Below are 23634 nucleotides of genomic sequence, written 5' to 3'. Positions count from 1 at the left end.
CTCCTATAAGATTTATTTTTTAATGCTCAATTGATATCCTATTTTAATTTTTTGGAAACTTCTAAAAAATATATATAAAAAAAATAAGAACTATTTATATTCGTTTGTATAAAATTATCTCATGCAAAAATATTCTATATTTAATTTAATCAAAAATGCTTTCTCCGGTCATCAAAAATGGGACCTAGCCTGGAAAGATGCTACTCCAAAAAAAGAATACGACGTTGTTATTATTGGTGGTGGAGGTCATGGCCTAGCAACTGCATATTATCTTGCAAAAGAACATAATATTACGAATGTAGCTATCATTGAAAAAGGATGGCTTGGTGGCGGAAATATGGGGAGAAATACTACAATCATAAGATCAAATTATATGCACGATGATAATGCATTATTTAGTGAGTTTGGAATGGATCTTTGGAGAAAGATGAGTCAGGACTTAAATTATAATGTAATGTTTTCTCCAAGAGGAATAATTAACCTTGCACACTCAGACGCTCAAATGAATACTTTTGCAAGAAGAGGAAACTCAATGCGTTTAAATGGTATTGACGCAGTTTTATTAAATAGAGAAGAAGTTAAAGAAATTATTCCAATGGCAGATTTTTCAGACAATGTAAGATTTCCTGTATTTGGTGGATTAATGCAGCCAAGTGCAGGAACAGCAAGACATGATGCTGTAGCTTGGGGTTATGCACGCCAAGCAGATTCAATGGGAGTAGATATAATTCAAAATTGTGAAGTAACTGGATTTGATGTTGTGGGTGGAAAAATTCAAGGAGTTAGAACTTCTAGAGGAGACATAAAAGTAAAGAAAATTGGTTTATGTGTTGCAGGAAGTACCAATATTTTAGCTGAAAAACTAAATATGACAATACCAGTTGAGACACATCTTTTACAAGCATGTGTTACAGAACCTGTAAAACCTATATTAGATAGTGTGGTTACCTTTGGAGCAGGACATTTTTATATTAGTCAATCTGATAAAGGTGAAATGGTAATGGGGGGTGATCTGGATGGATATAATAGTTATGCCCAAAGAGGAAATTTACCAACACTCCAGCATGTACTAACAGAAGGAATTGCAATGATGCCTTTTTTAAGTAAATTAAAAATGCTTAGAACTTGGGGTGGGATTATGGATATGTCTATGGATGGTTCACCCATAATAGATAAAACTCATATTGAAGGATTATATTTAAACTGTGGATGGTGTTATGGTGGGTTCAAAGCAACTCCAGCTTCAGGCTGGACATTTGCACATACAATTGCACAAGATAGAGTTCACAAATTAAATGAAGGTTATAGTTTGAGTAGATTTAATACAGGTCACTTACTAGATGAAAAGGGACTTGGAACCAAAACATGGATCTCATAAATGCTGCATATTAAATGCCCTCATTGTGGAATGAGATCTCAAAATGAATTTTCATATGGTGGTGATGCAACCGTTAAAAGACCAGAGCTTAATAAGGAAGTTTCAGATCATGATTGGGATAACTTTGTCTATAATAGAAAAAGCTTAAGAGGAAAGCATAAAGAGTTATGGCAACATATATCAGGATGCAGACAGTGGATTAAAGTAGAAAGAGACACTGCAACTCACGAAATATTTAAAACAGTTAAAGCTAACGAAGACATTTAATATGACTCAAAATTATAGATTGGATAATATTGGATTAATAAATAGAGATAAAAAAATCTCATTTAAATTTAATGGAGTAACTTACTTTGGTTATCAGGGTGATACCCTAGCCTCAGCATTACTTGCTAATGGAGTTCATTTAATTGGAAGAAGCTTTAAATATCATAGACCTAGAGGCTTTTTTGGTGCAGGGGTGGATGAACCATACGCAATTGTTCAACTATATAGAAATAATGAAACTGAGCCAAATGTAAAAACTACAGAACAAGAGCTCTTTGAAGGTTTGGAGGCAACAAGTGTTAATTGTTGGCCAAGTGTAAATTTTGATATTGGAGCAATTAACAATTTTTTAAAGATATTTCTTCCAGCGGGATTTTATTACAAGACTTTCATGTGGCCAAAAAGTTTTTGGTACAAAGTTTATGAACCATTTATAAGAAAAGCAGCAGGACTTGGTGTTGCATCAACTAAACATGACAAAGAAAGGTATGAACACAAATATGAGTATTGTGATTTACTAATTGCAGGTTCAGGACCTTCTGGTTTAGCAAGTGCATATGCTGCGGCTAAAAATGGAGCAAGAGTAATTTTAGCAGAAGATAAACCTAGATTTGGTGGAACTTTATTAACGAGTGAAGTTAATATTGGAAATCAAACAGGAAAAGAATGGGCAGAAAATATTATTTCTGAACTTAAAGAAATGCCCAATGTTATTGTTAAGAATAGATCTCAAGTATTTGGTTACTACGATCATAATATGTTAGTGATGTCAGAAAAATTAAGTGATCACTTGCCTAAAACTAAAAAATACAATCCAAAACAAAGACTTTGGTATATTAGAGCTAAAGAAGTTTTAATCTCATCAGGATCAATTGAGAGACCTTTAGTATTTGGGAACAATGATACACCAGGTGTGATGTTGTCTTCTGCAGCAAAAGAATATTTAAAAGTCTATGGAGTTTTAGTTGGCAAAAAACCTCTAATATTTACAAATAATGATAGTGGATATGAAACGGCTATAGAATTTAAAAAAAATGGTGTTGATCCTATTATTTTAGATACAAGAAAAGAACCTAAATCAGAAATCATAGATGAAGCAAAAAAATTAGATATTAATATTAAGTTTTCTTACGTAGTTGTTGCAGCTAAAGGTTATAAAAAAGTTAAATCTGCTGAAGTTGCCAAAATTTCAGATGATAAAAATGAATTAGGAACTTTAGAAACTATTAATTGTGATTGTATTTGTGTTTCAGGCTTTTGGACACCAACAATTCACTTAGCCTCTCAATCAGGAAATAAAACTACCTTTGATAAAGATATAGATGCATTTGTGCCAGGACTATCAAAACAAAATGAAACAACTTTAGGTGCAGCAAATGGAACTTTTACGTTAGAAGAAACTTTAAAAAATTCATTTGATAGTGGCTATGAACTTTCAAAAAAAATAACTAATAATGATAATAAAACATCATCACCAATAGTTATGGAAAAAAAATCAACTAAACACGATAAATTTTGGTGTGTACCTTTGCCTAAAGGAAAAACGTATAAAAGATTTTTAGATTTTCAAAACGATGTAGCTGTTTCCGATATAGAAATTGCATTAAAAGAGGGTTATCGATCTATTGAACACGTAAAAAGATACACGACACTTGGAATGGCTACTGACCAAGGAAAAACAAGTAATCTCAATGGTTTGCAACTAGTATCCAATATAGAAAACAAAATAGTACCAGAAGTAGGTCACACAACTTTTAGACCTCCTTATACGCCAGTTACTATTGGTGCGATTGTTGGAAGAGAAATTGGCAAACATTCTAAACCAACAAGAAAATCACCAATGCACATTTGGCATGAAAAAAATAATGCAGTGTTTGTAGATGCAGGTGTTTGGTTGAGACCAAGATATTACAAAATTGGAGAAGAAACTTTATTTGAAGGTTCAAAAAGAGAAGCTAAAAATGTTAGAGCAAATGTAGGAGTTTGTGATGTAACTACTTTAGGTAAAATTGATATTAAAGGACCAGATGCTGCAGAGTTACTAAATAGAGTTTATACTAATGCTTGGTTAAAATTGCCTGTTGGTAAAGCAAGATACGGTGTAATGCTAAGAGAAGATGGAATTGTTATGGATGATGGAACAACAACAAGAATTTCTGAAAATCATTATCATATGACAACAACAACAGCACAAGCAGCAAATGTTTTATCTCATCTAGAATATTATTTACAACTTGTATGGCCAGAGCTAAATGTAAATGTAGTATCAACTACAGAGCAATGGGCTGGAGCAGCAATCGCAGGACCAAAATCTAGAGACTTATTACAAAAACTATTTCCAAATATTGATGCTTCAAATGAAGGGTTACCTTTTATGGGGTATTTAGAAGCTGATTTATTTGGAGTTCATGCACGAATTTTTAGAATTTCATTTTCAGGAGAACTTGCTTATGAGGTGAATATTGAATCTGACAATGGAAACTTTATGTGGGAGAAAATAATGGAAGTAGGGCAAGAATTTAAAATTCAACCCTATGGAACTGAAGCATTATCAACTCTAAGAATTGAAATGGGTCACATTGCAGGATCAGAACTTGATGGCAGAACCATTCCTTATGATAACTCTTTAGAAGGTCTTGTTAGTAAAAAGAAAGACTTTATAGGAAAACGTTCTTTGGATAGAAAAGCATTTATAGCAGAGGATAGACAAAAAGTAGTAGGTGTTGTTCCAATTGATAAGAAAACAAGTATCCCTGAAGGATCTCATTTAGTCAAAGATTCAATGGCTCCAATACCAAATCCTAAATTAGGATATATATCTGCGTCTTGTTGGAGCGTTGAATATGATAATCCATTTTCATTAGCAATTCTTAAGGATGGAAAAAATATGATAGGGCAAAAACTATTTGCAATGTCACCTTTAAAAAATAAAACAATACCTGTTGAGATAGTTTCATCACACTATGTAGATCCAAAGGGTGAAAGGGTAAGATCATGAGCTCAACTTCTGCTTTAAATACCACACATAACAAAGGGTTATTTGGTGATCATGAAGGAAAAAATGATGATGAGTTGCTGAAAGTAAGTGAATTAAAAGATTTTTTAATCATTCAAATAGTTAAATACAAGAACTCCTTAACAGCTATCGAAAATATCAAGATAGATAATTTGAGTTTTAAAAATGAAACTCTAAACATAAACAGCAACACTAATACAAGAATTTTATGGAATGGCCCAAATAACTGGCTTTTAGTTTCTTCAAAAAAAGAAACTCTAAAAGAAATTAATGAAAAATTACCAGAAGCAGATTTTGCTATAACAAATATATCTCATAGTAGAGCAATAATTCAAATAGAGGGAAAAAATACAAAAGAGATATTAAAAAAAGGATGTCCCTTTAATTTTAATGAATTAAAAAAAGATACTTGCCTAAATTCAACTTATAACGGAATGTCGGCCACAATTGACATGTTAGATGATAATCCAGACAAAGTTAGAATATTCACTCTAAGAAGTTTTGGAGAATCCTTTTATCATTCTATTACCGATGCTTGCTTAGAGTTTGGCTACAAAGGTATTTAAAAATTATTGCTTTCTAGTTGCAATATAAACACCAAGAGTTGCCACAGCAAAACCAATTAGATCTAGATTGTTTAGTTTTTCATTTAAAAATAACCAAGCCATTATTGCAGTAGTTGGGGGTATTAAAAAAAAGATAGAAACTGTTTTACTTGCAGAGTTATTTTTAATTAAATACATTAGGATTGTGAATGCTCCAAAAGACACAAGAAATATCTGATGACTCATTGCTATCAGAAATGTAGGTGTAAAATTAATATAAGGTTCACTAAAAATTAAAATAACTATTATGTGAAAAGAACAACCACCTATTGCTTGATACATATTGCTAACTGATAAAGGTAAATTGTTACTTATTTTTTTTTGCCACAAGGTAGAAGTTGTAATAGCTAACAGAGCTATAAAGGAAGCTATCACTCCAAAAACAGGAAGGCTTGATCCAATATCAAAACCTAAAACTAAAGCAGCACCAATAAATCCAAGGATCACCCCAATCCATTGTTTGAAAGTAACTTTTTCACCCAAGAATTTTCCTGCTAAAGCATTAGTTAAAATTGGTTGCAAGGTAACAATTAATGCAGCAATACTTGTTGGCATTCCAATTGAAACTGAATAAAAAACACCTCCCAAATAAACACCATGAAAAAGCACTCCACTAAAAAGTGATTGAAAAAGGTTTCTAGTATTGGTTAAAATTTCTTGTTTTGTATAAATTGAAAAAATAAAGAAACCAAAAGCTACAACAAAAAATCTAAAGGCTAATGCAGCAAAAGGATCACTATTGTCTATTATTGGCTTTGTTGTCACAAAAGCTGAGGACCACAAAATAATAAAAATAAATGAAAAAATTTTAACCATTTGGAGGTTATAGGTTATATTTATTGCTAATATTATAGATTAATATCAAAATGAGCACTTTCTCTCTTGAGTTGCACTTATAAATACCTAAGATTAGGAAGGAGTTTAATGATTTTAAAAGAGATAATTGCTGGATTATTTTTGCTATTTTTTCTTAATGGTTGTGTGCAAAGCACAGCTTTATTAGGACCTGCATACACATTAACTAGTACTGGCAACATCTATCAAGCTGGTCTTTCATATGGCTCTAACCAAGCAATTAAAAAAATTACAGGAAAGTCTCCTACTGAAAATATTAAGAGTCTTGTAGATAATAAAAAAATAAAAATTGAGGAAGAAGAAAGACAGGAAGAGTTTTTTGCGTTAGTAAAAAGTAGAATAGAAAAAACAAGTAAAATTATTAAATTAGCTAATCAGTAATATTTAATAAAAGCTGTTCTGATTGCCCAGTTTCTTTACACCAAAGTTCATAACTTTCACACATTCTCCATAAAAAATCAAAAGCACGCTGAGAAATTTCAAGTGGAAAAGAACTTTTAGCATAATATAGCTCTGGATACTTCATTAGCTGTTTTACTGTGGCATCCTTTTGTACGTTTAAAAGTTTAATAGTTTCGTCAGGTATTTTTTCTCCACTATCCTTATCAATAAATTTATTATTTTTTAAATATTTAAACCAATCATCATGAAAATTACCACTGCTTATTTCCTCATATTTTTTTGTACCTATAAAACCCTCAATGGCATCTATATTAGAAATATCTAAATTATTTTTTTTAATATCAGCTATATCTTTATAAATAACTTCAGCTAAATAAATAACATAAGGTTTTTTGACTATAGGAAGCATATTTTATTTTTTATATTTTGCCATAGCTGCATTGGCTAATATTAAATTTGGATCTAAATATAGTTTTGACATTTTTACATTTTTCAATGATTTAAATGCAAAGATAGCTATAGGTAGTTCTGTACAACCCAATATAATTTTCTTACAATTATTTTTAATTAAATAATTAATAGCTGGTTTAATAGATTTTTCAGCTAGTTTTATGTTCCCCATTTTGACATGTTTAATAGTTTTATTGACTGATTTAATTTGTAAATCATGAATAGGTGTAATTAATTTATAGTTATTTTTAAATAGTTTTTCATATATCTTTGTTTTTAATGTTCCTTCCGTAGCAAGAAGTCCAATCTTTGAATTCTTTTTATAAATTTTTTTAGTATATAAAAAAACCTCTTTAGGCATATTTATAATTGGAATTCTTATTTTTTTTTTTAAATCTTCATACCAATAATGAGCAGTATTACAGGGTATGACAATAAATTTACAACCACTTTTCTCGAGTGATCTGCAACCTTCAAGTAAGCTTTTAAGAACCTTATTATATTTTAAATTATTTTTTAAATTTCTAGGAAGGTCTGTAAACCTTTTAGTTTGAACGCCAATTGATTCTGGTCTTCCAGGTATATTGGACTTATTGTAAAGCATGAAAAGAGGGTACTCTTGATCAATCTTGCCTCTATTAAGCATGGCAAGTTTGTTGCAAAAATCAAGCCCAGCTTGTGTTCCCATTCCACCTAAAATTCCGATCATAATATTTGTAATTCTTAAAGATTTATTTTTTGAGTTTTTAAATTGCTTTATTTATACCTCTCATAAAAACTAATACCAAACAACCATTTTTACTAAAAGAAGAGTGTTTAGATCCAGGTTCGAAAGTTACAAAGTCACCTTTTTTAAAAATTTTACCATCTGGATCAGTTAATTCACCTTCCATCATTAAAAACTCTTCATAACCTGTATGAATATGAGAAATACCTTTTGCACCAGGCTCATATTTTAAAATAAAGGTTCCACCTCCACCATTTTTTTTATCAAAACTAATGTTGTGCCAACTTAATCCTGGGATAACTTTTCCATAATTATCAAAAGGTTTAAAATTAACATTTTTTAAATCAGTTATTTTTCTTTCAGTCATAAGTATATATATTGATTATTTAAATATTAATTATAAAATTATGCAAGATATATATGTTGATGATATTGGTAAGGGCTTCCCTTTAGTACTGGTCCATGGATTTTTAGGCTCATCGGACATGTGGAAATTACAAATAGAACATTTTAAAAATGATTTTAGGGTTATTGCTCCAGCGCTACCAGGTTTTGGAAAAAGTAATTATGTAAATTCCTGTGAATCAATTACTTGTATGGCCAAGTCAATTCTTGAGTCCCTAAAGAAATTAGAAATTAAAAGATTTCATTTATTAGGGCATTCTATGGGAGGAATGATAGTACAGGAAATTTCAAGATTAGCAGAAGATCAAATTGATAAATTGATTTGTTATGGTACTGGACCAAGAGGAAATATTCCTGGTCGATTTGAAACTATTGATCAATCCAGAGAAAAATTAAAAATTAATGGATTAAAGGATACAGCATACAGGATAGCAAAAACTTGGTTTATAGAAGAAGAAAAAGCAAAATATTTTTATCTTTGTGAAGAAGCTGGAAAGCAAACTTCAATAGTGGCTACAGATAATGGATTGGTTGCTATGAAAAATTGGGATGGAATTAAAAATTTACAAAATATTAAAAATGAAACATTAATAGTTTGGGGAGATCAAGATAAGGCTTATAATTTTAATCAAGTAGAAACCCTGAATGATAATATTCCTAATAGTAATTTAAAAATAATTAAGGGATGCTCTCACAATGTTCATTTAGAGAAGCCGGATGAATTTAATAGAATAGTGAGTGAATTTCTTAAAAAAAACTGATTGGTATTGGCTGAAATATTTAGCTAAATAATTAAAAAATTAATTTAATTAAAAAATCGCAGCCAATAGAAAGTGTGAATATTATGCAGTTTTTAAATTTACCGCTGAAGGACCTTTTGGACCATCTTCAACTTCAAAAGTCAAAGCTTGACCTTCATCTAAACCGTTCATACCAGCATCTCTAACAGCTGAAACGTGAACGAATACATCTTTTTCTTTATCTTCTCTTTCAATAAAACCAAAACCTTTAGTTGGATTGAACCATTTTACTTTTCCTTGTAGACTCATATTTATCTTCTTACTTTTTATTATGTTACTTTTATTACTTATAATTAAGCAATTCAGGCTTTGTTTAGAGTTATTGAGGTTTTGTCAACTAAATTTAAAAGATTAAATAATTAAAGACTTATTTGTTGCTTATAAGCACGGTCATATAAATAGAATTGATATCTTTTTTATAGTGTGAGAAGGGCTCACAGGGCTCAAAACCACACTTATTAAATAATTTTCTAGCAGTTAAAAAGAAGTCACCAGCACCAGTTTCTAAACTTAATCTTTTAATATTGAGCTTTTTTGCCTCATTAATTAAATGATTTATGACTTTTGTGCCATTTCCATTGCCTCTAAAGTTGTCACTAACCCTTATAGATTTGAATTCACCATGTTCTTTATCTAGGAATTTTAGTGCTCCGCTACCCATTAAGTCATTTTCTTCCCATAGGCTCCAAAATTTAATAGATGGGTCTTTTAATCCAGCTATATCAAGCACGTGAGCACTCCCTTCGGGTGATACAGATCTTAACTCAATGAAATGATTGATAAGAAACTCATGAACTTCTGGATTATCAAAATTTCCTTCGATTGATTTTAACATTTGAGTAATAGCTACTTAAGAAGGGTTGTCAGGTGTCCCATTTTTCTTTTTTGTTTAATTTCTTTTTTAAGATAATCAAAGAAATATTCATTTTCATTGTGTTCTTTATTTCTATAATTAGTAATTTGGTCGCCAATTATATTTGTCATCATTGCATTCGATATTTTTTTAAGAGGTATTTGTTCTAACTTACAAACAGCTCTTACATGATTTTCAAATTGACTAACATTATATGCGTTAATTGTTAAGTGCCCTGAGTTATGAACTCTTGGTGCAATCTCATTTACGTAAAGGTTATCATTTCTATCAACAAAAAACTCAACACACAAAGTTCCAATATATTTTAATTCTTCAGAAATTTGAGTTGCCCATAGCTTTGATTGCTCTAATATTTTATCACTAATCTCAGCTGGAATTTTAGAGTTTTTTAAGATTTGGTCTTCATGTACATTTTCTATAGGCTCATAAATTTCATATTTTTGATCATTAAAACGAGTAATAATTATTGAGATTTCTTTTTTTAATTTTACTAATTTTTCTAAAATATAATCTTTTGAATAATCAACATTAATTGAATCTAAATTTTCTAAACTACTAATGGGGTATTGTCCTTTGCCATCATACCCAAGTGTTGTAGTTTTAAGTATACCTGGTAGTAAATCTTCAACTGTTTCCATATCAAATTTTTTTTCAATGGATACATATCTTGTAGTTCTTATATTAAGATTATTGATAAAGTCTTTTTCTGCTAATCTATGTTGAATTATTCTATTTACAGAAGGTTTTGGTAAAACAGGTTTTATCTTGTTAATTTCATTTAATGTTTCATATGGAATATTTTCAAATTCATAGGTTACAACATCAACTTTATTCAAAAACTCATTAATCTTATTTTGATCGTTATATTCACCGTGTACAAAATCATTAGAAAAATTTTGTGCAGGTGCATCAATATCATCACAAAAAATAACTGTTTTAATTTCAAGTTTATTTGCAGCAATAGCAAGCATACTGCCTAACTGACCTCCACCTATAATTCCAAGAATTGGTTTAGACATATTTTAAAACTATTTTGGTTTTTTTTTAACAGATTTGCTTTGACTTAAACGGAACTGGTTTAATTTTTTTTTTACAGTTAAATCACTAAGACCGATAATAGATGCAGCTAATAAGGCAGCATTAATTGCACCATCTTCTCCAATTGCTAATGTTCCAACAGGTATTCCTTTTGGCATTTGTACAATGGATAAAAGGCTATCAAGTCCTTTTAGCTTTTTACTCTCAATTGGAACTCCTAGTACTGGTAGAGATGTAAGGGCTGAAATCATTCCTGGTAAATGCGCAGATCCACCAGCTCCAGCAATAATTACCGCGATACCATTTTTTTCAGCATTAACAGCAAATTCATACATTCTATTAGGAGTTCTATGAGCTGATATAATTTTTGATTCAAATTTTATATTTAATTTTTTAAGAATATTTTGGCAAAATATCATGGTTTTGTAGTCAGATTGACTACCCATAACAATCGATACTTTCTTTAATTTATTTTTAGTCATTTGTTGTAATTTTATTCTAACGTAAATTGTTATTTCAAATTAAGTCTAAAATTTCAATAAAATTAATAGAATTTATCTATCTTATTGATATTCTTTAAAACAAATAAGATCACAATGAATTTTAAAATTGATAATTTACAATATTGTAACTGGTCTAGAGAAATTTTTCAGATCAATAAACAAGCAGGACTGGATGCAATCCACGTAACCATAGTTTACCACGAAGATTTTGATGAGCTAAAGACAGTATTAAAAAACTGGGAAAATCACTTTTCAGAAAATTCTGACTTAATTTTTCATGGCAAAAGTTTTAAAGATATTGAAAAAGCTAAAACTGAAAATAAAACTGCAGTTTTTTTTGGTTTTCAAAATTGCTCACCTATAGAAGATGATATTGGATTGGTTGAAAAAGTTTATGATTTGGGATGCAGGTTTATGCAACTTACTTATAACAATCAGTCATTACTAGCGACAGGATGTTATGAAGTGATAGATAGTGGAGTTACTAATTTTGGTAAAGAGGTGATTAAAGAAATGAATAGACTAGGTCTTGTAATAGACATGTCTCATTCAGCAGAAAAAAGTACAATTGATGCAATTGAGATAAGTGAAAAACCAATTGCAATAACCCATGCAAACCCATCATTTTGGCATCCAGCTAAGAGAAACAAGTCAAACGAACTATTAAAGATTTTATCCGAACATAAAGGAATATTGGGTCTATCTTTATATCCTCATCATTTAAAAGATGGAACAGATTGCTCTTTAGAAAGCTTTTGTGAAATGACAGCTAAGACAGCTGAAATTATGGGAGTTGAAAAAATAGGGATAGGCTCAGATCTTTGTCTAAACCAACCAGATACTATTGTAGAGTGGATGAGAAATGGCACTTGGACTAAAAGTAAAAATTATGGAGAAGGATCAAAAAATAAACCTGGTTTTCCAAAACAACCTGATTGGTTTTTAGATTCACGAGGGTTTGAAAACTTAGAGTCAGGACTTAAAAAAGTTGGTTTTTCAGAAAGTGAAGTTAATGGAATTCTTGGAAACAACTGGTACAATTTTTACAAAAAAATGAACCAATGAATATCACCTTAAGAGATCCAAATGTAGTAATGAAGCTATCAAGACTAGGGTCTTTTCATCAATCTAAACTTTCATTTTTAAGAAGTTTTTTAAAAGAGTTTAAGGACTGGGATTATAAAAGAGATTTATTTGAATTAAATGAACATGGTTATGGAACTGCAGTTTATTCATTTAAGAAAAAAAATAGAGTGTATTCTTTAATTTGTTTTGCAAACGAATTGGATGAAAATGAAAGATCAGATAGAGTTATAGCTACTAAATGGGATGCAGCTTTTACGCTTTTTGATGGTGTTCCTTTAAAACAAGATATTGAAAGATTACAAAATGAAGTACCAAGACAAGAATTTGGCCGACTTTCATATAAAGAGCTAACCCTTTCAAGGGCTAATAAATCAGTTAGAGTTTTCAATCATGTAGTTGAATGCTTAAGCGAAGGCAAGCAGCCTGATAATGACTTAATAACTAGCGTAGGTTATTTATATAGAACAACTGCAGTTTATGGGTCAGGTAAATTTGGCTTAGCTGATAGGTTTAGAATTAAAGACCGAGAAGAAATATACGGCCCTTTTAGATTGGAAATGATGTTGGTTTATTTAGTTAGACAATTTACTTTTGATCAAGTTAATCACGTTGCAAAAAGCAAGAACCCAAAAAAAGCTGTAAGCCTTGATATTAATATTTGTAAAAGTTTAGGAATAGGAAACTCTACTGGTCTAGGAATGGCTCCATTTATTGTTAACCATCCAACTCTTTTAAATAGTTGGATTTCTGCAAGAGAGATTTCTTTAAAAAAAATAAGAGAGATAAAAACAATATTAGAGAAAGATAAAAACTTATTTTTAGAATGTTTAAAAAAATCAATAAAGAACATCACTTCTTGGAATACTGAAAGCGAATATCAAATAAATAAGATTAAATCTTTATTAAAAGATCTTAATCAATTTATTATCTACTTAGATAATGATTTTAATTTTGAGCAAGATTATGCTTTTAATGAAATGTATCTGCATTTAGAAAAAGAATATTGTGAAGAATGTATTGAATATGTCGTCTCAATGATGATGGAGCCTTATGATGATATTACGTCTCCGTTGATTAAAGAAATGAGCTCTGAAGAAGAAAAATATTTTAATATTCCAACTGAGCGAACAGTAGAAGAGTTAAAGCTGATTTTAGAAAAAAAATATCCAGATATCTTAACGATAGATTTTACTAAAGATGAAAATAATTTAAATTTTTGGTTTATTTCAAAAAATAAAGAAGAACCAAGACTAGCAAATAGATTTGATGAAGTGGGTGCTGAGTTAGAGCAACCTCTAGCAATTGCAAGGGATATTAAAAAACTTTATGAATTATTAGAAGTTACTAAAAATAGCTGGACCATTGCTAAATTTTTATCAACTAATAATGAATTAAGACACGTTGTTAGAAGAGCATTTATAGTAGAGAAATTTCCTTATTCAGAAATACAAGATAATACTATTGGCCAAAAAATAATGCCTATTGATATGTTGAGATTAAAATTATCTTTTTTTGGAGCATTAAAATTTGACCCACGTTCTGATAAATGGCTAAGAATATGTATGTTTCAAGGAGCACCCTTACCAGAGCAATTAAAAAACTATGATGAACATTGGGTTTATAATTAATCAACATGAGATCATTAAGTGAAATAGATACAGTTTCCAAAAGATCGAGCAAGGCTGCTGGATATTCATGGGGGATTGCAGAAGAGATTGGAAAAAATATAAGATTACTTGAGATTTTTAGCCTACCTGGAATTAAAAACTTAAATAGTTTTTTTAAGAAAAAAAAAGAATTAAGATTAGAGAATATCAGCATCATAAAGCAAGATAATGAGGCCAATAAAAATGAATATTGTCCAATAATTGCAGGGGTAAATTTTTTAGATCAGATTAAAACTTTAGAAACTTTAAACGAGATAACATTTAAAAAAGTCTCATATCCATTACTATTTCTACCATTTGTAAGCAGAGCAGCTGAGGTGATTGGTAAAAGAATATTCTTAAAAATGGATGACAGGGAATTTTTATTAAACTTTAATAATAATATTTATTCTAATTATACTAAAAACGAAATTATCGAGTCTGCTGAAAATATTTATTTAAAAGTTTTAGAAAATAGAGACTCGTTTGAAGAAAAAGAATGGAATGAGCTTTATAAGCTTTCAGAAGAAACGTTTGTAGAAGAAAATGAAAGCCTAAAACAAGGTGGAGCAGGGGCTGGTCTTACTGATAATGACTAAAGACTTTGATGATGAAACTAATAATGATGAAGAAGTTCTTCAATTAGATAATTTTTGTGAAGAGTGTAAAAAAGAGGATGAAAGTGTTTCTCAAAATTTAATATTAACAGGATTTAAAACCTGTAATTCTTGTAAACTTTCAAAAACTATATTTCCAATTTAACTAATATTGCTAATAGGTAGAGCATTCATTTTGCTCATCACAAAAGATATTGAAAGAAAAGCAATTATTAAAAAAGCTAAAAAGACTATTCCAAATGATTTAAAATTAGACTTTAGATTTAAAATTTGTTTTGTTGAAATGATTAAACTCGCAAATATCCAGAACTGAGTTAAAAATATAATTGGGATCATTAAATCTGGTGTTACAGCAAAAAATCTTAAAAGACCTGGCGCGTGAGCAAAGCCTACAGCTGTTAATACTTTTTTAAATGAAACTTTAGTATCTTTTTCTGGAAATATTTTTACTCCTATTACATAAATAAAAAGTGCCCAAACAAACCAAGTAAGTAGGGCAGTTAAACCAGACATTGCTACAGCAGTTTTAATAACAGTATTTGCAGCAACAGCCCCAGCTAAGCCGTCTAATATCATGATAAGGCCTGCAAAATATATTGCAGCTTCACCAAAGTTCTTATTATCTTTGTAGAGAGATTTATCTAATTTAATAGACCTAACAATTATATTTAAAAATTGACCAAACATTATTTATTTTTTTCTATTCTTCTGAGCTTTGTAAGAAACAAATAGTGGAAAGAGTATTAAAGCAATTACTATTATTATGCAAATTACGATTAGGAATGATTTTGTCATTATTAGTGGGGGAGAATTCATCTCCCCCAAATAATTAATTTAACCTTTAACGACTTCTCTTGTGTTTGCGTTATAAGATTCTGTAAATGGAATATCCACTACCACTGCATCAACAGGTGTTCCTGGTGTGTCAGAATATTTAGCAGGTAAGTGAACTTTGTACTTAGTCCCAACTTTACCTTTAGGGAAACCATTAGCATTTAATGTTCCTTCAAATGGTACATATCCCATTGCTATATTTTGACCTTTTTCAGGGTGATACCAAGGTGATGTGATAAATCCTACAGGATCTCCACCACTCTCAGGTGACACCAACCAAAAGTCAGGAGCATATTCTTCAATTGGTTTTCCACCCAACTCAAGACCTACTAACTGAAGTTTGTAAGGTTTTTTCCCATCCTTAAGCTCTGCGCCCATTTTCTCTAGTGCAGCTTTTCCAACATAGTCAGCTTTTTTATCCCACTCACCTTTACCTGATAGTGACACTTGGTAACCAAGATTACACTGGAAAGGATTGTGTTGTTGATCCATATCTTGTCCCCAAGAAAGAATTCCAGCTTGAATTCTTCTGTGGTGAGCAGGAGCAATAACCATTAGGCTATGTTTTTTTCCGGCTTCAAGAACAGCATTCCACATATCATCAGCATATTTAGTTGCTTCTCTTAAGTAGATTTCATATCCAGCTTCACCTGAGAAACCAGATTGTGAAATCACACAACTTCTGCCGCCAACTTTAACTTCAGCTAAACCGTAGAAAGGCATATTGTCAAAATCAACTTGATCACCACAAAGGTCTTTCATTAAAGCTTTTGATTTAGGACCTTGAATTTGCACCGGGCAAACATCAATTTCTTCAATTGTACAATCAAATCTTCCATCAGCGTTAACACCTTGAAGATACATTCCAATATCAGAGTCTGATAGTGAGAACCAAAATTCATCTTTTGAAATTCTAAGAAGAATAGGATCATTTAAAACTCCACCATAAGCATTACATAAAATTACATATCTTGCTCTCATTGGTGAGATTTTAGTTGCATCTCTAGTTATAACGTAGTCAGTAAACTTTTCTGCATCAGGACCTTTAACTCTAATTTGTCTTTCAACAGCAACGTTCCACATTGTAACGTGATTTTTAATTGCTTCATATTCAACCATCGCTCCACCATCTTCAGGTTTTACATAACCTCTTGGGTGATAAATACGATTGTAAACAGTTGCTCTCCAACAACCAGCTTCCATTGATAGATGCCAGTATGGAGATTTTCTTACTCTCGTTGAAATTAACATTTCAACTTTTGTAGGCCCACTCTGTCTTAAGTTATATGGTACTTCACGATCTGATTGATCAACTGAAGTCACATGATTTAGTTTAGTATAGTCAAATTCATTAGACATAACCGTTCTCCTTCAACCACTTGTTAGTTTCCTTCAAGCCGCCGAATGTATAAATGTGGAAGTTGCCAGTAAACTCTTTCACTTTCCCAATTAATTCATTAGGGTCTTTAGGTTTCAATAAATCTAATGCCTTACTAAAATTAGACTTAAGAAAATTTATAGAATTTTTCGCCCCGACAATATTAGCAAATTTAATCAAGCTAGTTATTTTCATTGGCCCAGTAATTCCTACATGCACTGGTACTGACTGCTTAGAAATGAAATCTACAATAGGTTGACTCTCTAATAACCACTGGGTCACTATATAGTCGGCGTAAGGTTTTTTATCTATCATAGCTTTTTCTAATTCTTTATCAGAAATATCCTGACTTCCCTCTGGATGTCCTGCTATTCCTACTTTAATTCCATCAAAAAATCCTGTTTCTAAAATTTGAATTGAACTTTCAAATTTTCCAACTGGCTCTCTACTTCCTCCAATAACTAATGCTTGTTTAGCACCCACATCTTTACATCTTGCAATGTAATCTTTAAGTTGAGCATCATCTGTAATTGATCGTGCTGGAAAATGTGGAACTGGATTAAATCCTTTTTTAACTAATTCAGCTGACTGGTTAGCAGTCTCTTTATAGTCTCCTCCTGGAAGCATGGTTACATAAACATCCTTAACGGGAGGCAGTGTATCAAGATCTGTTTGAGGTCCAACCTCAAGTGAAAAATTCATTTTTCTCGATGATTATCTTTTTTGTAAATGCTGTCAAAGAAATTCATCTTGTGGATAAAAATAATTGTTGCCAAAAATTGTGCTGGTGATAATTTTTTTTAATGTCTGAAAATCTTAAAAATCTTGAACTTTCAAAGATCTTGGATTTAGAGAAGATTAGAGTGGTTGGGAACTCCATCGAGAAAGCTCACGGATTACCAAACGAGTGCTACACTAGCTCTGACTATCTAAGAATTGAAAGAGAGAGGATTTTCAAGGATAAATGGACAGTAATTGGCGTTGGAAGTTCTGTGCCAAATATAGGAGATGCTCAACCTTATAATCTACTTGGTATCCCTCTTATCATTCTAAGAGACAAAGAGAAAAAAATAAGAGTATTTCATAATGTCTGTAGCCATAGAGGCTTCAAGCTTTTAGATGAGCCTTGTGCTTTAAAAAATGTCTTAAGATGTCCATATCACTCCTGGTCCTACGATTTTGATGGAAAGTTGGTAGCGACACCCCATATAGGAGGTCTGAATGTTCATGAGACAAAAAAATTTGATAAATCATCAAGTAATTTGAAGGAAGTTAAAACCAAAGTTTGGATGGATATAATATTTATCAATATAAATGGTAATGAATTAGAGTTTGATGAGTATATCAAGCCTCTTGAGGAAAGGTGGTCAAAATTCATATCTAAGAAAGATCAAAAATTACTTAAGCACTCAAAAGATCATGGGTATTTCAGTCTTGATGTTAAATGTAATTGGAAGTTTGCAATAGAGAATTATTGTGAAAGTTATCATTTGCCCTGGATTCATCCTGAATTAAATAAAGTTTCAAATATTAGCGACCATTACCATATTCAAGGTTTACCAAATAGATTTGCTGGCCAAGGTACAAATAAATACGACCAACCCATTAAAGGAAATCAAACTTTTAATAATTTTCCAAATTGGCCAACAGAACTGTCTAAAAAAGCTGAGTATATTGCTTTATTTCCAAACGTAATGATTGGTCTTCATATAGATCATTTTTATGCTTTTTGGTTAGAACCTAAATCAATTAGTGAGACTAAAGAACATTTAATGATGTATTATGTTGGTGATGATAGTGCGAATGGATCTAAGTTTACTGAGATGAGAAAAAAAAATGCAGAATTTTGGAAAGAAGTTATGTCAGAAGATATAAAAGCCATAGAAGGTATGCAGGAAGGTAGAAATTCACCAGCATATAATGGTGGAAATTTTTCACCAATAATGGATAACCCTACACATGAATTTCATAAATGGATTGCTAATAATTTAACTGAATGAAAAAGTAAATGTCTCTAAAAGATGTGGGAAATAAAATCCCAATTTATAAACTTAAAACTACCAAAGAAGTAATGGATTTTTATGACGAGTGGGGCGACAACGATAAGTATAATAAAGATATGATTAATTGGAATTATTCAGGTCCAAAAGAAACAGTAAACACTTTTAGAAAATACGCTCAAAGCAAAGACATATTAATTTTTGATGCAGGTTGTGGCACAGGTCTTGTTGCTAAAGAATTAAAAAATTTTGGATATAAAAATTTTCATGGAGCAGATTTATCTAAAACCTTATTAGATACGATACCAAAAGATTTATATAAAAAGCTATATAAAGTAGATCTAAATCAACCAATTAAAATGGAAGATAATTTTTATGATGCGGTTATGTGTGTTGGAACTTTTACATATGCACATGTCAAACCCAGCGCTTTAGATGAATTTGTAAGGATTACAAAAAATAAAGGTTTAATTTGTTTTACGATTAATGAAGGAATTTATGAAGAATATGGATTTGATAAAAAAATAATAGAATTAAAAGATAATAAGAAATGGAAAGAAATAGAATTTTTTAAATCTAATTATATAGCAAGCAAAAATGTTAATGCTTGGCTTGGTCTATTTGAGGTTAAAAAATAACTTAATATTTATCTTCTTTTGTTATATAAGTGTTTTTTTTAACCCATATGTGCAGAAAGAAATAACACTATGAAAAAAATATTAATTATGGGTCTACCTGGATCAGGAAAAACAACACTAGCATCAAAATTAGTTCCTTTGATAAATGCAAAATGGCTTAATGCAGACGAAGTTAGAAAAGCTGCTAATGATTGGGATTTTTCAGAAGAAGGAAGAAAAATACAAGCGAAAAGAATGGCGGATATGGCAGAAAAACATAAACAAGAAGGCTACTATGTGGTCGCTGACTTTGTTTGCCCAACTCCAGCAGCTAGAGAGCTATTTAATGCAGACTATATCGTTTGGGTGGACACAATAAAAGAAGGAAGGTTTGCTGATACAAATGCCATGTTTGTAAAACCAGAAAAATATGATTATCATGTAACAACACAGGATGCTGATGGTTGGGCTCCTAAAATAGCAAAGGAAATATAATTATGGCTCATAAATGGGATAATAAAAAACCAACAGCACAAATGCTTGGCAGATGGCAACCATTTCATGATGGTCACTATGCTTTATTTCAAGAAATTATTAAAAAAACAGGTCAAGTTTGCATTCAAATAAGAGATGTTCAAGGTGTTGACGATAATCCATTTGACTTTGACACAGTTAAAAAAAATATTGAAGAAAAGTTAAACCCAGAATTTGAAGGAAGATTTAAAGTAATGATGGTTCCTAATATTACTAATATTTGTTATGGAAGAGGGGTTGGTTACAAAATAGAAGAAGTTGTTTTATCTGAGGAAATTCAAAAAATCTCTGCAACAAAAATTAGAGCTAAAATGAGAGAAGATGGCAAACTTAAGTAATATTAAAGTTAAACTTTTAAATAAAGATATTGCCTCAATCATCATTAATGAGCCAAAAACATATAACGCACTTTCATTTAAAAATTTAGGAGATTTAATTAAAGCTTTTAAAAAATTAGATGAAGACAAAAATATTAAGGTAATAATTATTGAAGGGTCTGGAAAAGGTTTTAGTGCGGGTCATAATTTAAAAGAAGTAAGTGGATTAAAGAAAAGAGAAAAATATCAAAAACTTTTCAATCTTTGCTCAAAGTTGATGCTTCAAATAGTTGAAGGAAAAAAGCCAGTTATTGCAAAAGTTCATGGGGCAGCATTTGCAGCAGGTTGTCAGTTAGTTGCAAGCTGTGATCTTGCTTACAGTGCTAATGATGCAATATTTGCGACACCAGGAGTAAATATAGGCTTATTTTGCAGTACACCGATGGTAGCTATTAGCAGAAAAGTTAATAGAAAAAGAATGATGCAGATGCTGTTAACTGGCGAACCCATTAAAGCAAATTATGCTAAAGAAATTGGATTAATTAATAATCATTTTTCTAAATCAAAATTAAACAATGAAGTATTAAAAGTTGCCAAAACTATTGCTTCAAAATCAAGTTTTACAATTAAAATCGGCAAACAAACTTTTTATAATCAATTAGAAATGCCATTAAAAAAAGCCTATGCATATACGAGTAAAATGATGACTAAAAATATGATGGCTATGGATGCTAACGAAGGAATATCTGCATTTTTAGAAAAAAGAAAACCTAAGTGGAAACATAAGTAGTGAACGACAAAATAAAAGAAATTCTTTCAAAATATAAAACAATTGCAATGGTGGGCGTTAGTAAGGACGACAAAAAACCTTCAACTATTGTTATGAAATATATGCAGAAGTATGGCTTTAAAGTTATTCCAGTTAATCCAAGCGCAAAAGGACAAAAGATATTAGGAGAAGAAGTTTATGAAAAAATTGAAGATATCAAAATACCAATAGATATTGTGGATGTGTTTAGACCTTCAGCAGAAGCACTTAAGTTTGCGGAGGGTAGTATTAAAATTGGTGCTAAAGTTCTTTGGCTACAACTAGGAATAAGAAGTGTAGAAGCTAAAAAGTTAGTAGAAAGTAAGAATATTGAATACATAGAAAATAGATGCACTAAAATGGAATATCAAAAGCTTTTTTTAAATATAAATCCAGCTTTTCCTGTCTTACAAAATTAAATGAATATAATAAATTTTACTCCTGTGCCTGCGTTTCTAGGGGGTGCATTAATTGGATTGGCTGTAGTGCTATTCTTTGTCTTTAACGGTCGATTAATTGGAATAAGTGGAATTGCTAGTAATTTTTTAACTTCTAAAAATAATAGATTTGATAATTTTTTATTTATAGTGGGGTTAATAATTGGCCCTATTTTATATAAATTTTTTACATTTCAAGAAATTAATATTTCAATTTCAAATTCATTTTTTTTATTATCAGTAGCAGGTTTAATGGTTGGTGTTGGCACGAGAATTGGTGGGGGGTGTACTAGTGGTCATGGAATTAGTGGAATGGGCAGATTTTCTTTAAGGTCAATTATTGCAACAATAACCTTCATGATTGTTGGAATTTTAACTGTTTTGGTAAAAAGCTTAGTATGAGCAAAATTATATCTTTAGTTTGTGGGGTAATATTTGGAATTGGTCTTACTGTTTCAGAAATGATTGATCCTGCTAAAGTTTTAGGTTTCTTAAATATTTTTGGAGATTGGGACCCATCTTTAGCATTTGTGATGATCGGAGCCCTAATTATATCTTCTCCATTTTTTCACTTATTTAAAAATAATAAAAAACCTATTTTTGCTAAAAGCTTTAATTACACAACTAATAAAGAGATAAATAAAAAGTTAATTATTGGCTCTTCACTTTTTGGAGCAGGATGGGGTTTGGTAGGTTTATGTCCTGGACCTGCGATAGCATCTTTAGCTTTATTAAATATTAATTCAGCTGTCTTTGTAGTTGCAATGTTTGTTGGGTTTTATTTGGCTAAATTGTCAGAACCGACTACCCATGCTCGATGATAAAAATCATCTATATTTTTTTGAATTAACCCTTTGGCAATTTGGGTAGCTTCTTGTTCCTCAAAAGGACCATGTTTTTTTTCAGTATTCTTTAGTATTGTTTCAATCTCGTTAGGGTTGGTATGCTCACCTTCAATTACATAAAAATTTTTCATGGCTTTCTTATAGAACTAGTTTAAAAATACACAAATGAAAAAAATATTTCTTTTATACGGTCATTATAACGAAAAATCTTTTAACGCTGCTATTAGAGATACATTTATAAAAACGGTTGAAGCAAACGGTCATTCAGTTGATTGTGTAGACCTATATAAGGAAAAATTTAACCCTGTTTTTGCAGGTGAACAAGCTGGTGAAGATGTTTTAGATCATCGTAGACGAATTGAGAAGTGTGATACAATTGTTCTAATTGCACCTATTTGGAACTTTAGAATGCCAGCAATTGTGGAGGGATGGATAGATAAAGTTTTGTCACCACCATGGGCATTTACATTTAAAAAATTAGTTGGAAACTATGGTTATCCAATGGGAAATTTAAAAGATAAAAAAGCTATAATTTTTTGTACTTATGGGTCTCCAAGGCTCGCTATTACAACCTTCTTCTTAAACTTACCTATAAGAAGATTAAAAAGAGGGGTATTTCACATGTGTGGCATTTATAATATTGTTTATAGAAGATACTTTGCTGTACCGTTTGTCAGTGATAAAAAAAGAGAACAATTTTTGGAAGACGTCAGAACAACTGCACAAAATATATAAATTAATTTTAATTACTTTATTTTTTACATCTCCATCATTTGCTGAATTAGTTAAGCCTAATAATGGGATTGAACCTTATCAAGTTGTCAAAATCCAATTAAGAAGTTTAAAGCAGAATGATAATCCAAAAAAAGATAATGGAATTGAGCAGACTTGGGAATTTGCACACCCAAATAATCAAAAAAATACAGGTCCTTTAGATCGATTTAAAACGATGATAAAAGGAAAATCTTATGTGATGCTTCTTAATCACTTGGACCATAAGGTTGTTAAGATAAAATCTACTGATTTAACTGCTCTTTTTGAAGTAACAGTTCTTGATAGAGATAAGGTCTATTATAAATTCAACTGGTCAGTTGAAAAATATACAAAAAATGGTCCCCTAAAGGACTGCTGGCTGACTACAATGGTATCCGCACCAATGCCTCTTGGATCTTCAGTTTAAGCTAATAACTAAACG

General features: G+C 30.8%; 32 protein-coding genes. 20 read left to right on the top strand and 12 right to left on the bottom strand.

The annotated features are described in order from the left end of the window. The first annotated feature begins 121 nt into the window (after positions 1–121). The 4 genes from ABXT48_RS05045 to ABXT48_RS05030 are packed head-to-tail and all read left to right on the top strand — an operon-like array spanning position 122 to position 5227. On the top strand, positions 122–1378 hold the full coding sequence (locus ABXT48_RS05045; protein WP_415302722.1) for a sarcosine oxidase subunit beta family protein: 1257 nt from the start codon (positions 122–124) through the stop codon (positions 1376–1378). Then, positions 1379–1645 carry a sarcosine oxidase subunit delta gene (locus ABXT48_RS05040; RefSeq protein WP_415285037.1) on the top strand — a complete coding sequence of 89 codons (267 nt, stop codon included), beginning with the start codon at positions 1379–1381 and terminating at the stop codon, positions 1643–1645. Position 1646: 1 nt separating this feature from the next. Beyond that, a complete protein-coding gene (locus ABXT48_RS05035; protein WP_415285920.1) occupies positions 1647–4643 on the top strand; it encodes a sarcosine oxidase subunit alpha family protein in 2997 nt (998 codons plus the stop codon). Beyond that, entirely contained in the window at positions 4640–5227 is a 588-nt protein-coding gene (locus ABXT48_RS05030; RefSeq protein ID WP_415285919.1) for a sarcosine oxidase, read from the top strand. Before ABXT48_RS05035 ends, ABXT48_RS05030 begins: the two co-directional genes overlap by 4 nt. Positions 5228–5230: 3 nt before the next feature. On the opposite strand, the gene ABXT48_RS05025 is transcribed toward ABXT48_RS05030, so the two are convergent. After that, on the bottom strand, positions 5231–6082 hold the full coding sequence (locus ABXT48_RS05025) for a DMT family transporter (RefSeq protein WP_415302720.1): 852 nt from the start codon (positions 6080–6082) through the stop codon (positions 5231–5233). Between the two features lie 108 nt (positions 6083–6190). Here ABXT48_RS05025 and ABXT48_RS05020 point away from each other — a divergent pair, with 108 nt between their 5' ends. Further along, positions 6191–6502 (top strand): hypothetical protein, encoded by a 312-nt coding sequence (locus ABXT48_RS05020; RefSeq protein WP_415285917.1) that lies wholly within the window; start codon positions 6191–6193, stop codon positions 6500–6502. Here the strand turns inward: ABXT48_RS05020 and ABXT48_RS05015 are convergent. Genes ABXT48_RS05015 through ABXT48_RS05005 form a run of 3 tightly spaced genes read right to left on the bottom strand, consistent with a single transcriptional unit; the run spans position 6492 to position 8067 of the window. After that, the gene (locus tag ABXT48_RS05015; RefSeq protein ID WP_415285916.1) at positions 6492–6932 is read right to left on the bottom strand and encodes a hypothetical protein; all 441 of its coding nucleotides are present in this window, start codon (positions 6930–6932) and stop codon (positions 6492–6494) included. The two genes, ABXT48_RS05020 and ABXT48_RS05015, sit on opposite strands and share 11 nt — an antisense overlap. Before the next feature lie 3 nt (positions 6933–6935). Continuing rightward, complete coding sequence (locus ABXT48_RS05010) at positions 6936–7682, bottom strand: aspartate/glutamate racemase family protein (RefSeq protein WP_415285915.1); 747 nt, start codon at positions 7680–7682, stop codon at positions 6936–6938. A 37-nt stretch (positions 7683–7719) separates the two neighbouring features. Then, entirely contained in the window at positions 7720–8067 is a 348-nt protein-coding gene (locus tag ABXT48_RS05005; protein ID WP_415285914.1) for a cupin domain-containing protein, read from the bottom strand. Between the two features lie 40 nt (positions 8068–8107). On the opposite strand from ABXT48_RS05005, the gene ABXT48_RS05000 reads away from it, so the two are divergent. Continuing rightward, on the top strand, positions 8108–8866 hold the full coding sequence (locus tag ABXT48_RS05000; protein WP_415285913.1) for an alpha/beta fold hydrolase: 759 nt from the start codon (positions 8108–8110) through the stop codon (positions 8864–8866). Positions 8867–8947: 81 nt separating this feature from the next. On the opposite strand, the gene ABXT48_RS04995 is transcribed toward ABXT48_RS05000, so the two are convergent. From ABXT48_RS04995 to purE, 4 genes are all read right to left on the bottom strand, one after another. After that, positions 8948–9154: a cold-shock protein gene (locus ABXT48_RS04995; protein ID WP_006998008.1), complete on the bottom strand. Its 207-nt coding sequence runs from the start codon at positions 9152–9154 to the stop codon at positions 8948–8950. 118 nt (positions 9155–9272) lie between these two features. Next, positions 9273–9740: a GNAT family N-acetyltransferase gene (locus ABXT48_RS04990; RefSeq protein ID WP_415285912.1), complete on the bottom strand. Its 468-nt coding sequence runs from the start codon at positions 9738–9740 to the stop codon at positions 9273–9275. An 11-nt stretch (positions 9741–9751) separates the two neighbouring features. Next, complete coding sequence (locus ABXT48_RS04985) at positions 9752–10798, bottom strand: 5-(carboxyamino)imidazole ribonucleotide synthase (protein ID WP_415285911.1); 1047 nt, start codon at positions 10796–10798, stop codon at positions 9752–9754. 9 nt (positions 10799–10807) lie between these two features. Continuing rightward, on the bottom strand, positions 10808–11299 hold the full coding sequence (gene purE / locus ABXT48_RS04980) for a 5-(carboxyamino)imidazole ribonucleotide mutase (RefSeq protein WP_415285910.1): 492 nt from the start codon (positions 11297–11299) through the stop codon (positions 10808–10810). A gap of 114 nt (positions 11300–11413) precedes the next feature. Between purE and ABXT48_RS04975 the strand changes: the two genes are divergently transcribed. The 4 genes from ABXT48_RS04975 to ABXT48_RS04960 are packed head-to-tail and all read left to right on the top strand — an operon-like array spanning position 11414 to position 14814. After that, entirely contained in the window at positions 11414–12385 is a 972-nt protein-coding gene (locus ABXT48_RS04975; protein ID WP_415285909.1) for a membrane dipeptidase, read from the top strand. Further along, positions 12382–14034: a hypothetical protein gene (locus ABXT48_RS04970; RefSeq protein ID WP_415302718.1), complete on the top strand. Its 1653-nt coding sequence runs from the start codon at positions 12382–12384 to the stop codon at positions 14032–14034. The genes ABXT48_RS04975 and ABXT48_RS04970 overlap by 4 nt, the downstream gene beginning before the upstream one ends. Positions 14035–14039: 5 nt before the next feature. After that, positions 14040–14651, top strand: a complete 612-nt coding sequence (locus tag ABXT48_RS04965) for a DUF3726 domain-containing protein (protein ID WP_415285050.1) — start codon at positions 14040–14042, stop codon at positions 14649–14651. Continuing rightward, on the top strand, positions 14644–14814 hold the full coding sequence (locus ABXT48_RS04960) for a hypothetical protein (protein ID WP_415285907.1): 171 nt from the start codon (positions 14644–14646) through the stop codon (positions 14812–14814). The genes ABXT48_RS04965 and ABXT48_RS04960 overlap by 8 nt, the downstream gene beginning before the upstream one ends. On the opposite strand, the gene ABXT48_RS04955 is transcribed toward ABXT48_RS04960, so the two are convergent. From ABXT48_RS04955 to ABXT48_RS04945, 3 genes are all read right to left on the bottom strand, one after another. Then, complete coding sequence (locus tag ABXT48_RS04955) at positions 14811–15356, bottom strand: hypothetical protein (protein WP_415285906.1); 546 nt, start codon at positions 15354–15356, stop codon at positions 14811–14813. The genes ABXT48_RS04960 and ABXT48_RS04955 overlap by 4 nt on opposite strands. A 147-nt stretch (positions 15357–15503) precedes the next feature. After that, a complete protein-coding gene (locus tag ABXT48_RS04950; protein ID WP_271520293.1) occupies positions 15504–16862 on the bottom strand; it encodes an aminomethyltransferase family protein in 1359 nt (452 codons plus the stop codon). Next, on the bottom strand, positions 16855–17583 hold the full coding sequence (locus ABXT48_RS04945) for a methylenetetrahydrofolate reductase (protein WP_415285905.1): 729 nt from the start codon (positions 17581–17583) through the stop codon (positions 16855–16857). The genes ABXT48_RS04950 and ABXT48_RS04945 overlap by 8 nt, the downstream gene beginning before the upstream one ends. 101 nt (positions 17584–17684) lie before the next feature. On the opposite strand from ABXT48_RS04945, the gene ABXT48_RS04940 reads away from it, so the two are divergent. From ABXT48_RS04940 to ABXT48_RS04905, 8 genes are all read left to right on the top strand, one after another. Next, on the top strand, positions 17685–18881 hold the full coding sequence (locus tag ABXT48_RS04940) for an aromatic ring-hydroxylating oxygenase subunit alpha (RefSeq protein ID WP_415302716.1): 1197 nt from the start codon (positions 17685–17687) through the stop codon (positions 18879–18881). A gap of 8 nt (positions 18882–18889) precedes the next feature. Further along, positions 18890–19519 carry a class I SAM-dependent DNA methyltransferase gene (locus ABXT48_RS04935; protein WP_415285903.1) on the top strand — a complete coding sequence of 210 codons (630 nt, stop codon included), beginning with the start codon at positions 18890–18892 and terminating at the stop codon, positions 19517–19519. Positions 19520–19588: 69 nt separating this feature from the next. Continuing rightward, positions 19589–19993: an AAA family ATPase gene (locus ABXT48_RS04930; RefSeq protein ID WP_415285902.1), complete on the top strand. Its 405-nt coding sequence runs from the start codon at positions 19589–19591 to the stop codon at positions 19991–19993. Between the two features lie 2 nt (positions 19994–19995). After that, the gene (locus ABXT48_RS04925; protein WP_415285901.1) at positions 19996–20370 is read left to right on the top strand and encodes a cytidyltransferase; all 375 of its coding nucleotides are present in this window, start codon (positions 19996–19998) and stop codon (positions 20368–20370) included. Continuing rightward, the gene (locus ABXT48_RS04920; RefSeq protein WP_415285900.1) at positions 20354–21139 is read left to right on the top strand and encodes an enoyl-CoA hydratase; all 786 of its coding nucleotides are present in this window, start codon (positions 20354–20356) and stop codon (positions 21137–21139) included. Before ABXT48_RS04925 ends, ABXT48_RS04920 begins: the two co-directional genes overlap by 17 nt. Next, on the top strand, positions 21139–21576 hold the full coding sequence (locus tag ABXT48_RS04915) for a CoA-binding protein (protein WP_415285899.1): 438 nt from the start codon (positions 21139–21141) through the stop codon (positions 21574–21576). Before ABXT48_RS04920 ends, ABXT48_RS04915 begins: the two co-directional genes overlap by 1 nt. Further along, complete coding sequence (locus tag ABXT48_RS04910) at positions 21577–21996, top strand: YeeE/YedE family protein (RefSeq protein ID WP_415285898.1); 420 nt, start codon at positions 21577–21579, stop codon at positions 21994–21996. Continuing rightward, positions 21993–22415, top strand: a complete 423-nt coding sequence (locus ABXT48_RS04905) for a DUF6691 family protein (protein ID WP_415285897.1) — start codon at positions 21993–21995, stop codon at positions 22413–22415. Before ABXT48_RS04910 ends, ABXT48_RS04905 begins: the two co-directional genes overlap by 4 nt. Here ABXT48_RS04905 and ABXT48_RS04900 read toward each other — a convergent pair. Continuing rightward, entirely contained in the window at positions 22373–22570 is a 198-nt protein-coding gene (locus ABXT48_RS04900; RefSeq protein ID WP_415285896.1) for a hypothetical protein, read from the bottom strand. The genes ABXT48_RS04905 and ABXT48_RS04900 overlap by 43 nt on opposite strands. A 34-nt stretch (positions 22571–22604) precedes the next feature. Here ABXT48_RS04900 and ABXT48_RS04895 point away from each other — a divergent pair, with 34 nt between their 5' ends. Next, positions 22605–23174 carry an NAD(P)H-dependent oxidoreductase gene (locus tag ABXT48_RS04895; RefSeq protein ID WP_415277852.1) on the top strand — a complete coding sequence of 190 codons (570 nt, stop codon included), beginning with the start codon at positions 22605–22607 and terminating at the stop codon, positions 23172–23174. Beyond that, positions 23116–23619 carry a DUF4864 domain-containing protein gene (locus ABXT48_RS04890; RefSeq protein WP_415285895.1) on the top strand — a complete coding sequence of 168 codons (504 nt, stop codon included), beginning with the start codon at positions 23116–23118 and terminating at the stop codon, positions 23617–23619. Before ABXT48_RS04895 ends, ABXT48_RS04890 begins: the two co-directional genes overlap by 59 nt. Positions 23620–23634: the final 15 nt, after the last annotated feature.

This window comes from Candidatus Pelagibacter sp. Uisw_101 (assembly GCF_047727615.1).
GTDB lineage: Bacteria > Pseudomonadota > Alphaproteobacteria > Pelagibacterales > Pelagibacteraceae > Pelagibacter.
Note: the sequence above shows the minus strand (reverse complement) of the source record. Positions and strands in the feature narration are given on the sequence as shown.